Origin of the sequence: Streptomyces sp. NPDC001985 (genome assembly GCF_040296845.1) — a bacterium.
Lineage (GTDB): Bacteria > Actinomycetota > Actinomycetes > Streptomycetales > Streptomycetaceae > Streptomyces.
Map to the genome: position 1 here is coordinate 34,837 of NZ_JBEOYB010000041.1, position 13,792 is coordinate 48,628.

The following is a 13,792-nucleotide window of genomic DNA, read 5'->3' on the forward strand; positions in this document are numbered from 1 at the left end:
GACCCCCGGCCACGGGCCGGGGCCCCGGCTCCTCAGGCCCCGGGCCCCCGGCCGCCGGGCGGCCCCTCCGGCTCCCGCTCCGCCCCCAGCCCCGGCGTCGGGTCCAGATACACCCGCCGGACCGACGGGAAACGCTCCCGCAGCTGCTCCTCCGCCTCCTCGCACGCCCACTCCACCTGCCGGGCGCTCGAAGCGTCCCGGAAGTCCACCTTCGCGGCGATCAGCAGCTCGCGCGGCCCCTGGATCAGCGTCGTCAGCTCCAGTACGGCCACGATGTGCGGCACCGTGAGAATCTCCTCCCGCACCGCCTCCCGCATCGCCGGCGGCAGCGGGCGGCCGATCAGCAGCCGGGCGTTGCTGCGGCCCAGCACCCACGCCACGTACACCAGCAGCAGCCCGATCAGGATCGACGCCACCCCGTCGAACACCCCCGACCCCGTGAGCCGCGCGCCCACCAGACCACCGGCCGCCAGCACCAGACCCACCAGCGCCGCCGAGTCCTCCAGCACCACCGCCTTGACCGCCGTGTCCGGGGTGACCCGCAGATAGTGCGCGGCCGGCGCGCCGATCCGGGCCGCCTCGGCCCGCACCTGCCGCAGCCCGGTCCGCAGCGAGAACCCCTCCAGCACGAACGCCACCCCCAGCACGATGTACGAGAGCAGCGGATCGCCCAACTCCTCGCCGTGGGTGAGGGTGTGGACACCGTCGTACACGGCGAAGACCGCGCCGCCGACGAAGGTCGCCACCGAGGCCAGCAGCGCCCAGATGTAGCGCTCGGGGCCGTGGCCCAGCGGATGGTCCTCGTCGGCGGGCCGCTCACCCCGCTTCAGCGCGGTGAGCAGCAGCAGTTCGGTGACGGTGTCGGCGACCGAGTGCGCCGCCTCCGAGAGCATCGCGCTGGAGCCGCTGACGACCCCCGCGACGGCCTTCGCCACGGCGATACCGAGATTCGCGAAGGCGGCGACCAGCACCGTGAAGGTGCTCTCGGCGGGCGGGGCATCCGTTTCGGTCATACGCCGGACGGTATGCGGGCGGGCCGGGGCGGGCGCCGCGCCACGCGCTCACGGCGGGAATACGGCCCCGGGCGGTGCGCCGAAACCGGAACCGGGTGCCGGAGGCGGTGAATTTCACCCCAACGGCGCATTTCCCGGGCGCTGCGAACGACCGGCCCGATTACCGGCGGAAGGACAATGTCCGGGAGGGCGGCTGTTGCGGTCCGGCCGGTCCGCGCTCCCGTGCGGACCGGCACGCATCCGGCACACGGCTCTCGACGAATCCGAGGGGAGAGTTGGCGTGCATGGCGGAATGCCAGGTGTCCGTTGTCGTTCCGTGCTTCAATGAATCCGAGGTGATCGGGGCCTTTCACACGGCGCTGGCGGAAGTGCTCGCGTCCACCCGGCGAACCTTTGAGATCTGTTATGTGGACGACGGCAGCCGCGACGGCACCCGGGGGCAGTTGAGCACCCTCTCCGCCTCCGACGGCCGCGTCCGCTACACCTCCTTCAGCCGCAATTTCGGCAAGGAGGCCGCCCTGCTCGCCGGATTGCGGATGGCCCGGGGCGATGCGGTGATCCTCATGGACGCGGACCTCCAGCACCCGCCCGAACTCGTCCCCCGCATACTGGAATTGCGCCGCCAGGGCTTCGATCAGGTCATCGCGCGCCGGGACCGGGTGGGCGAGGGGCTGCTCCGCTCCGCCCTCAGCTCCGGTTACTACCGGGCGATGGGCCACTTCATGGATGTGGACGTGGTCGACGGCGCGGGCGATTTCCGGCTGCTCTCCCGCCGCGCGGTCGACGGCGTGCTCGCGCTGCCCGAGAGCAACCGCTTCTCCAAGGGAATCTTCTCCTGGATCGGCTTCGACACCGTCAGCTTCACCTACCGGAATGTCCAGCGCGCGGCCGGAACATCGAAATGGGGCATCCGGAATCTGCTCAACTATGGAATCGACGGTGTCATCTCGTTCAACAGCCGCCCGCTGCGGCTGGCCATTCACACCGGTCTCACCCTCTTTCTCGCGGCACTGGGATACGCCGTCTGGGTCATTCTCCAGGCCGCTCTGCACGGTGTCGGAGTTCCCGGGTACACCTCGCTGCTCACCGCCGTCGTGGCCCTCAGCGGAATCCAGCTGATGACTCTCGGGGTCATCGGTGAATATGTGGGCCGTATTTACCACGAGGCCAAGAGGAGGCCCCACTACGTGGTCCGGGAGACCAGCGAGACCCGGGTGGCGCCCCCGGCCCCTCCCCAGGAGGAAACGCCGCCCGCCGCGCCCGGGACCGGTGAGCGGCGAAAGGCCCGCACCGTCCGCCAGTTCGCGGTCTTCTCGGCGATCGGCTTCGTCAACACGGCGGTCTATCTCGCCGTCTACGCCACGGCCAACCGCTGGATTCCCTATCTGGCCGCGCATGTCCTCGGCTACACGGTCAGCGTGGTGGTCTCCTTTCTGCTGAACTCCTCGGTCACCCTGAGGACCAGACCGACCTGGCGGGCCTTCGTCCGCTATCCGCTCTCCAGCCTGGCCGGTCTGGTGGGCGGCGGCGCGCTGCTCTTCCTCGCCGTCGAACTGCTCGGCATGGACAAGAACATCGCCGCCCTGGCCGCCGGTGTCCTGGTGACACCCCTCTCCTTCCTGCTCGCCCGGTGGGCCATCACCGCCGGCGCGGTCGCCCCCCGGGCCCCCGCCCCGGCGGGCGAGCTGCCCCGGGCCCGCCCGGCGGACGAGTCCGACCCGGCCTGACCCCTCCCGTCCCGCCGCCGCACCCGGGGGCGGCCGGCCCCGCACGACCACGACAGCGACAGCGATCACGACAGCGACAGCGATCACGACAGCAACAGCGATCACGACCACGACAGCGATCACCACCACGACCACGACTGCGAGAGCGAACGAAGGGTGGAGCTCCCCATGACCGAGGGCTCGTCGGGCACGGTCCTTTCCCCGCCGCCGGGCGAGCGCCCCCGGCCCGCCCGCGCCGCCGGCGCGACGGGCACCCGCCCGCGCGGGACCCCGGCGGCGTGCCGGCCGCTCCTGCTCGCCCTGCTGCCGCTCGCCCTGCTCGCCACGGCGCTCTGGTACGGACAGCATGTGCGCCCCGGCGCCGACGACTGGTGCTTTCTGCCCGCCGCCCGGGAGTCCGGGGTCACCGGCATGGTGGAGAAGTTCTGGTCCAAGGACAACGGCCGGATCGTGAACGCCGTCCTGGTCGGGGCCTACGCCGTCCACGACGTCGCGGGACACCGGTGGTTCGCCCCGGTCAGCGGGGTGCTCGTGCTCGCGGTGCTCTGGTCGGTGACCTCTCTCGCGCTGCGCCGGGCCGGTCTGCGGACGCCGCGCGGTGTCCCCCTGCTGGTGGCGTCGACGGTGGCGGCGGTCTTCCTGCTCGCCAGCCCCAACACGTACAAGACGTTCTACTGGCCCGCCTCGGCGGTCTCGCACACCCTGGCGCCCGTGCTCGCCTGCGCCGCCGTCCTGCCGCTGCTGCTCGCCCGGACGCGCTCCGGCCGGCGGGCCGCGCTCGCCGCCGTGTTCCTGGCGGGGGCCCTGCTGGCCACCCTCTCGGAGGCGGCGGCCGTCGTCGGGTTCGTGGTGCTCGGCACGGTGCTGCCGCTGGGCCGCCGGCTCGTCACCGGGGTCCGGCGGGGATACGCGCGGGCCTGGTGTCTGGCCGGTCTCGCGGGGACCGCCACCGGGACGGTGGTGCTGCTCGCCTCGCCCGGCTCCCGCAACCGCCGGGAGCGGTACGGCGCCAACGCCTCGATGTTCGCCCCCGAGTCCCTCACCGGTGCGCTCGACGCCTTCGGGCAGATCCTCGCCACCCTCCTCACCACCTGGCAGTACCTGGGCGCCGTCGCCGCCGGGGTGGTGCTGGGGCTGGTCTGCCGGGGCGGCGGGGCGGGGCCGTCGGTGGTCCTCGTCCACCGCCGGACGCTCGCCGCCGCCGGGGCGGCGGCCTTCCTCGTCTCCGGCTACCTCTGCACCGTGATCGCCTACCCCGTCTTCGGCGCGGGGACGGCGACCGTCTCACGGGCCTGGAACGACTACCTGCTGCTGTACGTCGTCCTGCTCGTCGGCGCCGGGACCCTGCTGGGACGGGCGGTGCGCGCCCGCGCCCGGTCCGCCCGGACGCCCCGGGCGGTGGGAGCGGCCGGGGTGGCGGCCGGCGCCGTCTGCTGTCTGGGGCTCGCCGTCCCCCTCGGGCAGCTCGGCGGGGAGATGGAGGCGCGGGCCCGCGCCTGGGACCGTCAGGACCGGTGGATGCGGGTCCAGGCGGCGGGCGGCGCGGAGACCCTTCCGTACACACCGACCTCGGTCGCCGCGATGGGCGAGCCGTTCGGGAAGCACGGGAGCTGGCCCGCCGGCTGTGTCGCCGACTACTACGGCGTGGAACGGGTCACCCACGGGCACCGGCTGCCCTGAGCGCCGCCCGCCCCCAACGGCCCGCCCGCCCCCAACCGGCCCTTCCGGTCCGGGCGGTGGTTCAGTCCCCCCGGTCCGGGCGCGGCACCCGGACGACCCCTTCCTGGATCACCGACACCGCCAGCCGCCCCTCCCGGGTCCAGATCCGCGCCTGGCCGAGCCCCCGCCCGCCCGAGGAGGTCGGGGACTCCTGGTCGTACAGCAGCCACTCGTCCGCCCGGAACGGCCGGTGGAACCACATCGCGTGGTCCAGCGACGCGCCCACCACATCGCCCACCGCCCAGCCGCCGCGCCCGTGCGCCAGGAGCACCGAGTCGAGCAGCGTCATGTCCGAGACATAGGTGGCCAGACAGACATGGAGCAGCGGATCGTCCACCAGCTTCCCGGTGGTGCGGAACCAGACCTGGGAGCGCGGTTCGCGCTCCTCGCCGACCTGTCCGTACGGGGGCGGCTGGGCATAGCGCAGATCGACCGCGGCCCGCGCCCTGAGCAGCTTCTCCACCACGTCCGGACCGGTGAAGTTGGCCGCGTACGACGGCAGGATCTCGGCGGCCGTCGGCAGGGACTCCGGGTCGGGCGCGGCCGGCATCGCCGACTGGTGCTCCAGGCCCTCCTCGTACACCTGGAACGACGCCGACAGATGGAAGACCGGCCGGCCGTGCTGGACCGCGACCACCCGCCGGGTGGTGAAGGAGCGGCCGTCGCGGATGCGGTCGACGGTGTAGACGATGGGCGCGCCCGGGTCGCCGGCGCGCAGGAAGTACGCGTGCAGGGAGTGCGGCGGGCGCTCCCCGGGGACGGTGCGGCCCGCGGCGACCAGGGCCTGGGCGGCGACCTGGCCGCCGAACACCCGGGGCACGAGCGCCATGCGCGACTGGCCCCGGAAGATGTCCCGCTCGATCCGCTCCACGTCCAGCAGATCGAGCAGCTCGTCCAGGGCGCTGTTCGGGGGGTTGTCCGGGAGGTTGTTCCGAGGGCCGGCCAAGGGGTTAGAGCCCCATGGACTTGGCGATGATCGACTTCATGACCTCGCTGGTCCCGCCGTAGATCCGGTTGACCCGGTTGTCCGCGTACAGCCGTGCGATCGGGTACTCGTTCATATAGCCGTAGCCGCCGTGCAGCTGGAGGCAGCGGTCGATGACCCGGTGGGCCACCTCGGTGCAGAAGAGCTTCGCGGACGCCGCCTCCGCCGCCGACAGCTCGCCCGTGTCGTGCGCCTCCAGGGCCCGGTCGACGACGGCCTCCGCCGCGTCCACCTCGGCCTTGCAGGCGGCCAGTTCGAACTTGGTGTTCTGGAAGGCGGCCACCGGCTGTCCGAAGACCGTGCGGTCCTGGACGTACGCCTGGGTGAAGCGGATCGCGGCGGACGCCTGGGCGTACGCGCCGACCGCGATGGCCAGCCGCTCCTGCGGGAGGTTCTGGCCGAGGTAGGAGAAGCCCTGGTTCTCCTCGCCGAGCAGGTCCCGCGCCGGGACCCTGACATCGGTGAAGGAGAGTTCGGCGGTGTCGGAGGTCTTCAGGCCGAGCTTGTCGAGCCGGCGGCCGACCGCGTACCCCTCCAGCGCGGTGTCCACGACGAAGAGCGAGATGCCGTGGCGGCGGTCCTCCTCCGTGGGGGCGGCGGTGCGCGCGCAGACGATGACGCGGTCCGCGTGGACGCCTCCGGTGATGAAGGTCTTCGAGCCGTTGAGGAGGTAGTGCGAGCCGTCGTCCGAGAGCCGGGCGGTGGTCTTCATGCCCGCCAGGTCCGAGCCGGTGCCGGGCTCGGTCATGGCGATGGCGTACATCGCCGCGCCGGAGACGAAGTCGGGGAGCCAGCGCTTCTTCTGCTCCTGTGTCCCGTACGCGAGGAGGTAGGGGAGGCAGAGCGCGACATGCACCCCGGAGCCGCCGAAGGAGACGCCCGCGCGGGCGGTCTCCTCGGAGATGATCGCCTGGAACTTGAACGACTCCTGGCCCGCGCCGCCGTGCTCCTCCGGCACCTCGATGCCGAATATGCCCAGCTCGCCGAGTTTGGTGTAGAAGTCGCGGGGCGCCTGGCCCGCCGCGTACCACTCGTCGTACACGGGGACGACCTCGGCCTCGATGAAGGCGCGGACGGTCTCCCGGAATGCCTCGTGGTCCTCGTTGTAGACGCTGCGGCGCACGGACGCCTCCCTGGGCGGATTGGGGTGAGCGGGCGCACGACTAAGCGCTTGCTCAGGCTGGAGAGTGAAGTTACCGGGCGGTTACCGCCCCTGTCCAGGGAAAGCCGCGCACATCACAGTGACCGGAGGCACCCGCCGGCGCCGCGGGCGGACGGCCGGAGCGCCGGTCCGCTGTGCTATACAAGGAGGTGAGGCCCCCGATGGGGCCTGCGGACGACGGATCAGTACCCGCTCAGCGACAAGACTGGCCACTGGGAGGTCGGTTCCGTCATGGCGTGGTTCATTCTCGTCGTATCAGGAGTGCTGGAGGCCGTCTGGGCCACAGCGCTGTCCGCGTCCAAGAACTTCAAGCGCCCCATTCCGACCGTCGTCTTCGGTGTCGCCCTCGCGGCGAGCATGACGGGTCTGGCCTTCGCCATGAAGAGCCTTCCCACCGGGACCGCGTACGCCGTCTGGGTCGGCATCGGAGCGGTGCTCACGGCCGTCTGGGCCATGGTGACCGGCCAGGAGCGCGCCTCCACCGGGCGGGTGGTCCTGCTGCTGGGCCTCATCGGCTGTGTCGTCGGACTGAAGGCGGTCAGCTGATGCCCTGGGCGATTCTTCTCATCAGTGCCGTGTTCGAGGCCGTCTGGGCCACGGCCCTCGGTCTCTCCGACGGACTGAGCAAAACGGGTCCCGCCGTCGTCTTCTTCGTCGGGCTGGCGCTCAGCATGGCGGGTCTCGCCTATGCCATGAGCCGGATTCCGATCAGCGTGGCCTACTCGGTCTGGATCGGGGTCGGGGCCGCCCTGACGGTCCTCTACGCCATGCTCACCGGTGAGGAGCCCGCCTCCGTGCTCAAGGGGCTGTTCCTCGGCGGGATCATCCTGTGCGTCATCGGCCTGAAGTTCGTCAAGACCAAGCCGGGGCCCAAGGCCGAACAGCGGCTGCCGGAGGCGTAGAACCACACCCGGGGTGCCCGCCGGGCCGGTCCGCGAGGGCCGGGCCGGCGGGCACCGCTGTTTCGCTGTCCGGGGGCTCCGGGGGTTCACGGGGGTCCCGGGGCGGCGGGCCGGGCTCAGGGGAGCGAGCGCAGGGCGAACCACAGCTCCATCCGTACGTCCGCGTCGTCCAGGTCCTCGGCCAGGAGCGCCGCGCAGCGCGCGACGCGCTGGCGGACCGTGTTGCGGTGCACACCCAGCGCCGCGGCCGTCCGGTCCCAGCTCCCGTGCAGGGAGAGCCAGCCGCGCAGGGTCTCGACGAGCGCTGGGGAGCCGGTGAGCGGGGCGAGGCGCAGCCGGGCGTGGGCCGATGCCTCCTGCCAGGTCAGCAGCGCCGCCGGCCCCGTGCCCCGGTGGCGGACCAGGCCGCGGCCGGTGGCCAGCGCCCGGCGCAGGGCCTGCGCCGCCTGGGCGTCGGCCGCCGCGAGATGCTCCGCTTCCACCGGGTCGCTGACCCCGAGGACCCAGCCGGGCCGCGCCGCCGGTTCGGGGGCGGCAGGCGACGGCAGCAGTACGCGTACGGTCCCGTCCTCGCCCGTGTCCACCAGCGCGCTCCCGAGCGCCGCCCCCAGCGCGGGCGCGGCCAGCGGGGCGGGGCCGCCGCCGCGCGCGTGCACCACCGTCCACCGCTCCGACCCCAGCAGCCGGGCCGCCTCCACGGCCCCGGCCCCCAGCATCAGCCGTACCAGCGCCGCACCGCGACCGGCGCTGTCGAGCCCCTGGTGCTCGGCCGTGAGCAGCGAGAGCAGGACGACGGCGACCCCGGCGACCGTGTGGTCCCCGGCCTCCCGCCCGGGGCTCGCCAGCCCGAGCACCAGGCCCTCGCCGCCCGCGAGGGCGTAGGCGCTGAGATGGACCCCGTCGACGGTGTCACTGGCGGACGCGGGCACGGGCCCGGTGGACCCCCTGCCGGGGGCGTGCCGGGCCTCGCCGCCGCTCCCGGGGGCGCGGGCCGCCGGCGCGCCGGCGGCCGGGCCGCTCCCGGGGCGGGTGCCGTCCGGCGGGGTGCCGCCCCCGGGGGTGCCGGGTGCCGGGGCGCTGCCCGCCTCGGGGCCGCCCTCCCGCCCGGGGCGACCGGGAGACGTGTGCGGGGGCGCCGCCCGCCGCGCGCGTTCCGCGCCGGGACCGCCGGCGCTCCCCTGCGCCGGGAGACCCGTGGCGCGGGCGCCCGGCGAACCCGGCGCGGGCCCGCTCTCCCGGCCGGGGGCCGCCTCCGGTGCGGAGGACGCCTCCCGGGCGGGGCTCACCACCCGGGCCAGGGCGAGCAGGGCCGCGCGGGCGGCGGGGCCGGGGGCGCGGCCCGCCGTGGCGAGTTCGGCGCCCGCGCGGCTCAGCAGCACCGCCCGGCCGCCCAGGTGCGCCGCGAGCTGGGCGAGGACCGCGGGGACCGGGTCCGGGCGGGCCGCCGCCGTCGCCAGACCCTGCTGCGCCCGCGTCACCCGGCGCAGCTCCCGGTGGCGCTCCTCGGCCATCAGCCGCCACACCGCCCGCGCCACCGCCGTGAAGGTCGTCCTCGGCGGCACTTCGAGCAGCGGCAGCCCGTACCGGTCGCACGCCTCGATCAGCCCCGCCGGGACCGTGTCGTGCACCGGCGCCACCCCGAACCCGAGCGCCGCCGCCCGCGCGGCGGTGATCCGGCGGACGTACAGCTCCGGGTCGGCCAGCAGCACCCCCGCGCTCAGCAGCAGCTCCCCGCCGAGGAGATACGGATACGGGTCCGCCATCTCCGAGGTGTGCACCCAGTGCACCGCCGCCCCCGTGCCCGCCTCCGCCGCCCGGGGGCCGGCGATCTGCCGCAGCCCCAGCTCCTCATGGGCGAGCAGCGCGGTCAGCGGGACCGGCGGGGTCGGAGGGAGCGCTGTGGCATCCGGCATGGACAGTCCATCCATCGGCGTCATCGAATATGGAGGAAACGTACACTTCAACGCCGCTTTCCGGCCACCTACCGTCAGGGGGCAACGAGACCCGGGCCGCCCCCGGCCGATCGGCCCGGCCCGATCCGGCCCACCCGGCCGGCCCGGGCGACGCGAGAGAGGGAGGGAATCCGATGGCTGTCGACTACGCGGTGATCGTCGTCTATCTGGCCGCCATGCTCGGCATGGGCTGGTGGGGCATGCGCCGAGCCCGGTCCAAGAGCGAGTTCCTCGTCGCCGGACGCCGCCTCGGCCCCTGGATGTACTCGGGCACGATCGCCGCCATCGTCCTCGGCGGCGCCTCCACCATCGGCGGCGTCGGCCTCGGCTACAAGCACGGCCTCTCCGGCGCCTGGATGGTCTTCACCATCGGCCTCGGACTCCTCGCCCTCTCCGTCTTCTTCTCCGCCCGGATCGCCCGGCTGAAGGTCTACACCGTCTCCGAGATGCTCGATCTGCGGTACGGCGGCCGGGCCGGGGTGATCTCGGGCGTGGTGATGTGGGCGTACACCCTGATGCTCGCGGTCACCTCGACCATCGCCTACGCCACGATCTTCGATGTCATCTTCGACCTGAACCGGACCCTCTCCATCATCCTCGGCGGGGCCGTCGTCGTCGCCTACTCCACCCTCGGCGGCATGTGGTCGATCACCCTCACCGACATGGTGCAGTTCGTCGTGAAGACGGTCGGCATCCTGCTGCTCCTGCTGCCGATCGCGGTCGTCAAGGCCGGCGGCTTCAGCGAGATGAGGGCGGAGCTGCCCGCCGAGTACTTCGCGCCGCTCGGCATCGGCGGTGAGACGATCTTCACCTATGTCCTGATCTACACCTTCGGCATGCTCATCGGACAGGACATCTGGCAGCGGGTCTTCACCGCGCGCGGCGACAAGGTCGCCCGCTGGGGCGGCGCCGCCGCCGGCACCTACTGTCTCGTCTACGCCATCGCCGGAGCGATGATCGGCACCGCCGCCAAGGTGCTCTACCCCGACCTCGACAACCCCGATGACGCCTTCGCGCTGATCGTCAGGGACGAGCTGCCCATGGGGGTGCGCGGGCTGGTGCTGGCCGCCGCGCTCGCCGCCGTGATGTCCACCTCGTCCGGCGCGCTGATCGCCTGCGCCACCGTCGCCAACAACGACATCTGGTCCCGGCTGCGCGGCCTCACCTCCCGCGACGCGCCCGCCGCCGACCACGACGAGGTCCGGGGCAACCGCGTCTTCATCCTCGTCATGGGTGTCGCCGTGATCGCCATCGCCATCGCCCTCAACGATGTCGTCGAGGCGCTGACCGTGGCGTACAACCTCCTCGTCGGCGGACTCCTCGTCCCCATCCTCGGCGGACTGCTGTGGAAGCGCGGCACCGTCCAGGGCGCGCTGGCCGCCGTCGCCGTCGGCGGCGCCGCCGTGATCGGGCTGATGGCGGGGTACGGAATCCTCGCCACCGAACCCGTGATGTACGGGCTCCTCGCCTCCCTCGCCGTCTATGTCGCCGTCTCCCTCCTCACCGAGCCCACCGACGCGGCCGTCCTCGCCCGCTGGCGGGAGCGGCTCGCCGGCCGGGGCGGCGAGGAGCCGGAGGGCGAGGAACCGCGGGCCGTGCCCCCGGCCGCCGTCGCCCCGAACCACCTCCCTGACTAGAGTCGGAAAACGCAGCGAAGCGTTGGAAAGAAGGCAGACCATGAGCAGCACCGAGCAGCCGCGCGGCCCCGTCGACTCGTCCCGTGTCCCCCGGTACGCCGGGCCCGCCACGTTCGCCCGGCTGCCCCGGCTCGACGAGGTCGGCAGCGCCGATGTCGCCGTCGTCGGCGTGCCCTTCGACGCCGGGGTCTCCTACCGGCCCGGCGCCCGCTTCGGCGGCAACGCCATCCGCGAGGCCTCCCGGCTGCTGCGCCCCTACAACCCCGCGCAGGACGCCTCGCCCTTCGCGCTCGCCCAGGTCGCCGACGCCGGGGACATAGCGGCCAACCCCTTCAACATCAACGAGGCGGTGGAGACCGTCGAGGCCGCCGCCGACGACCTGCTCTCCACCGGCGCCCGGCTGATGACCCTCGGCGGCGACCACACCATCGCCCTGCCGCTGCTGCGCTCCGTCGCCAAGAGGCACGGCCCGGTCGCGCTGCTCCACTTCGACGCCCACCTCGACACCTGGGACACCTACTTCGGCGCCGAGTACACCCACGGCACCCCCTTCCGCCGGGCCGTCGAGGAGGGCATCCTCGACACCTCCGCCCTCTCCCACGTCGGCATCCGGGGCCCCCTCTACGGCAAGGGGGACCTGACCGAGGACGAGAAGCTCGGCTTCGGCATCGTCACCTCCGCCGATGTCTACCGCCGGGGCGCCGACGAGGTCGCCGACCAGCTCCGCCAGCGCATCGGGGACCGCCCGCTCTACATCTCCATCGACATCGACTGCCTCGACCCGGCGCACGCGCCCGGCACCGGCACCCCCGAGGCCGGCGGAATGACCTCCCGCGAGCTGCTGGAGATCCTGCGCGGGCTGGCCTCCTGCAACCTGGTCTCGGCCGATGTGGTGGAGGTCGCGCCCGCCTACGACCACGCCGAGATCACCGCCGTGGCCGCCTCCCACACCGCGTACGAGCTGACCACGATCATGTCCCGCCAGATCGCCGCCGGGAGGGCGGGCCGGTGACCCACGACCACGATGTGGAGCTGCGGCCCACGGCCGCGCAGACCGAGGCCGCCCTCAACCCGCCCCCCGGGCGCAACGGCGGCGACCTGGTGATCGAGACCCTCCAGGGTCTCGGCGCGACCACGGTCTTCGGCCTCCCCGGGCAGCACGCGCTGGGGATGTTCGACGCGCTGCGCCGCTCCTCGCTCACCTATGTCGGGCTCCGGGTCGAGAACAACGCGGGCTTCGCCGCCGACGCGTACGGCCGGATCACCGGCGAGGTCGCGCCGCTGCTGCTCTCCACCGGCCCCGGCGCGCTGATGTCGCTCGCCGCGCTCCAGGAGGCGGCGGCGGGGTCGGCGCCCGTGCTCGCCATCGGCAGCCAGATCCCCGCCGCCGGGCTCGGCGGCGGACGCCACGGCTATCTCCATGAACTCCGCGACCAGCAGGCGTCGTTCCGGGACGTCGTCAAGTCCGTCCACACCGCCCGTACCGCCTCCCAGATCCCGTCGGCGATCGCCGCAGCCTGGCAGTCGGCGCTCACCGCCCCGCACGGGCCGGTGTGGGTGGAGATCCCGCAGGACGTGCTGCTCGCCGAGACCGTGCTGCCGGTCGTCACCGCGATGGACGCCACTCCCGAGGACGTGCTGCCGCGCCCCGAGCTGACCGCGCTCGCCGCGCATCTGCTCTCCGGGGCCGAGCGGCCCGCGATCATCGCGGGCGGCGGGGTGGTGCGCTCGGACGCCTCCGGGAAGCTGCGCGCGCTCGCCGAACGGATCGCCGCGCCCGTGGTCACCACCTTCGGCGGCAAGGGCGCCTTCCCCTGGGAGCACCCGCTCTCGCTCCAGTCCTGGCTGGAGGACCGGCACACCACGGACTTCCTGGAGGACGCGGACGTCCTGCTGGTGGTCGGCTCCGGCCTCGGCGAACTCTCCTCGAACTACCACACCTTCGCCCCGCGCGGCCGGGTGATCCAGATCGAGGCCGACGCGGGGAAGCTGGAGTCCAACCACGCGGGCATCGGCATCCACGCGGACGCCCGGCTCGCGCTCTCCGCCCTCCTGGAGACGGTGGACGAGCGGCCGGACCCCACGGCGCCCGAGCGGGTGAGCGCGGTCCTCGCCCGGGTGCGGGAGCGGATCGGCGCCCAGGGGCTCACCCTGGAGCGGAGCGTCCTCGACTCGGTCCGCCGGGCGCTGCCCGACGACGCCCCCAGCTTCTGGGACATGACGATCCTCGCCTACTGGGCCTGGTCCGCCTTCGACGCCCGCCGCCCCAACACCATGCACTCCGCCCAGGGCGCGGGCGGCCTCGGCTACGGCTTCCCGGCCGCCCTCGGCGCGGCGGCGGCCGACCCCACCCGCCCGGTACTGGCGGTCTCCGGCGACGGCGGCGCGATGTACTCGATCGCCGAACTGGCCACCGCGAAGCAGTACGGCTCCCCGGTGACCTGGCTGATCGTCGACGACGGCGGCTACGGCATCCTCCGCGAGTACATGACCGAGGCCTTCGGCGAGGCGACGGCCACGGAACTGTCCCGCCCGGACTTCGTGTCCCTCGCCGAATCCTTCGGCGTCCCGGCGGTGCGCACCACCCCCGAGACCCTGACGGACGACCTCACGAAGGCCCTCGCGGAACCGGGCCCGTCGGTGGTGGTGCTGCCGGCGCTGCTGCGGATGTTCGCCCCGACGCACCTCTGAGCGG

General features: G+C 73.5%; 11 protein-coding genes and 1 riboswitch. Of the genes, 7 read left to right on the forward strand and 4 right to left on the reverse strand.

Annotated features, from left to right (window positions below; translation table 11 throughout):
- Nucleotides 1–32: 32 nt before the first annotated feature.
- Entirely contained in the window at nt 33–1,013 is a 981-nt protein-coding gene (locus tag ABT122_RS19750) for a cation diffusion facilitator family transporter (protein ID WP_351553495.1), read from the reverse strand.
- 284 nt (nt 1,014–1,297) lie between these two features.
- Here ABT122_RS19750 and ABT122_RS19755 point away from each other — a divergent pair, with 284 nt between their 5' ends.
- Together ABT122_RS19755 and ABT122_RS19760 are read left to right on the forward strand one after the other, a co-directional pair.
- Nucleotides 1,298–2,740, forward strand: coding sequence for a glycosyltransferase (locus ABT122_RS19755; protein WP_351553497.1), 1,443 nt, complete (start codon nt 1,298–1,300; stop codon nt 2,738–2,740).
- Between the two features lie 168 nt (nt 2,741–2,908).
- On the forward strand, nt 2,909–4,420 hold the full coding sequence (locus ABT122_RS19760; RefSeq protein ID WP_351553500.1) for a DUF6056 family protein: 1,512 nt from the start codon (nt 2,909–2,911) through the stop codon (nt 4,418–4,420).
- Nucleotides 4,421–4,481: 61 nt separating this feature from the next.
- On the opposite strand, the gene ABT122_RS19765 is transcribed toward ABT122_RS19760, so the two are convergent.
- Nucleotides 4,482–5,405, reverse strand: a complete 924-nt coding sequence (locus ABT122_RS19765) for an acyl-CoA thioesterase (protein WP_351553503.1) — start codon at nt 5,403–5,405, stop codon at nt 4,482–4,484.
- Nucleotides 5,406–5,409: 4 nt separating this feature from the next.
- Nucleotides 5,410–6,567: an acyl-CoA dehydrogenase family protein gene (locus tag ABT122_RS19770; protein ID WP_351553506.1), complete on the reverse strand. Its 1,158-nt coding sequence runs from the start codon at nt 6,565–6,567 to the stop codon at nt 5,410–5,412.
- A 188-nt stretch (nt 6,568–6,755) separates the two neighbouring features.
- Nucleotides 6,756–6,820, forward strand: a riboswitch (guanidine-III (ykkC-III) riboswitch).
- A 17-nt stretch (nt 6,821–6,837) separates the two neighbouring features.
- Here ABT122_RS19770 and ABT122_RS19775 point away from each other — a divergent pair.
- Together ABT122_RS19775 and ABT122_RS19780 are read left to right on the forward strand one after the other, a co-directional pair.
- Nucleotides 6,838–7,152: a DMT family transporter gene (locus ABT122_RS19775; RefSeq protein WP_351553508.1), complete on the forward strand. Its 315-nt coding sequence runs from the start codon at nt 6,838–6,840 to the stop codon at nt 7,150–7,152.
- Nucleotides 7,152–7,508: a DMT family transporter gene (locus tag ABT122_RS19780; RefSeq protein WP_351553511.1), complete on the forward strand. Its 357-nt coding sequence runs from the start codon at nt 7,152–7,154 to the stop codon at nt 7,506–7,508. Before ABT122_RS19775 ends, ABT122_RS19780 begins: the two co-directional genes overlap by 1 nt.
- A 116-nt stretch (nt 7,509–7,624) precedes the next feature.
- Here the strand turns inward: ABT122_RS19780 and ABT122_RS19785 are convergent, their stop codons facing one another.
- Nucleotides 7,625–9,421, reverse strand: coding sequence for a PucR family transcriptional regulator (locus ABT122_RS19785; protein ID WP_351553514.1), 1,797 nt, complete (start codon nt 9,419–9,421; stop codon nt 7,625–7,627).
- Nucleotides 9,422–9,594: 173 nt separating this feature from the next.
- On the opposite strand from ABT122_RS19785, the gene ABT122_RS19790 reads away from it, so the two are divergent.
- From ABT122_RS19790 to ABT122_RS19800, 3 genes are read left to right on the forward strand one after another with little or no spacing between them, the layout of a single operon-like run.
- Nucleotides 9,595–11,097, forward strand: coding sequence for a sodium:solute symporter family protein (locus ABT122_RS19790; RefSeq protein ID WP_351553517.1), 1,503 nt, complete (start codon nt 9,595–9,597; stop codon nt 11,095–11,097).
- A 40-nt stretch (nt 11,098–11,137) separates the two neighbouring features.
- Nucleotides 11,138–12,109: an agmatinase gene (speB, locus tag ABT122_RS19795; protein WP_351553519.1), complete on the forward strand. Its 972-nt coding sequence runs from the start codon at nt 11,138–11,140 to the stop codon at nt 12,107–12,109.
- Complete coding sequence (locus tag ABT122_RS19800; protein ID WP_351553522.1) at nt 12,106–13,788, forward strand: thiamine pyrophosphate-binding protein; 1,683 nt, start codon at nt 12,106–12,108, stop codon at nt 13,786–13,788. The genes speB and ABT122_RS19800 overlap by 4 nt, the downstream gene beginning before the upstream one ends.
- The last annotated feature ends 4 nt before the right edge of the window (nt 13,789–13,792 follow it).

Coding starts and splice junctions, on each gene's coding strand:
- ABT122_RS19785 (WP_351553514.1), bottom strand. CDS start 9,421: ATGCCGGATGCCACAGCGCTCCCTCCGACCCCGCCGGTCCCGCTGACC.
- speB (WP_351553519.1), top strand. CDS start 11,138: ATGAGCAGCACCGAGCAGCCGCGCGGCCCCGTCGACTCGTCCCGTGTC.
- ABT122_RS19780 (WP_351553511.1), top strand. CDS start 7,152: ATGCCCTGGGCGATTCTTCTCATCAGTGCCGTGTTCGAGGCCGTCTGG.
- ABT122_RS19750 (WP_351553495.1), bottom strand. CDS start 1,013: ATGACCGAAACGGATGCCCCGCCCGCCGAGAGCACCTTCACGGTGCTG.
- ABT122_RS19760 (WP_351553500.1), top strand. CDS start 2,909: ATGACCGAGGGCTCGTCGGGCACGGTCCTTTCCCCGCCGCCGGGCGAG.
- ABT122_RS19755 (WP_351553497.1), top strand. CDS start 1,298: ATGGCGGAATGCCAGGTGTCCGTTGTCGTTCCGTGCTTCAATGAATCC.
- ABT122_RS19790 (WP_351553517.1), top strand. CDS start 9,595: ATGGCTGTCGACTACGCGGTGATCGTCGTCTATCTGGCCGCCATGCTC.
- ABT122_RS19775 (WP_351553508.1), top strand. CDS start 6,838: ATGGCGTGGTTCATTCTCGTCGTATCAGGAGTGCTGGAGGCCGTCTGG.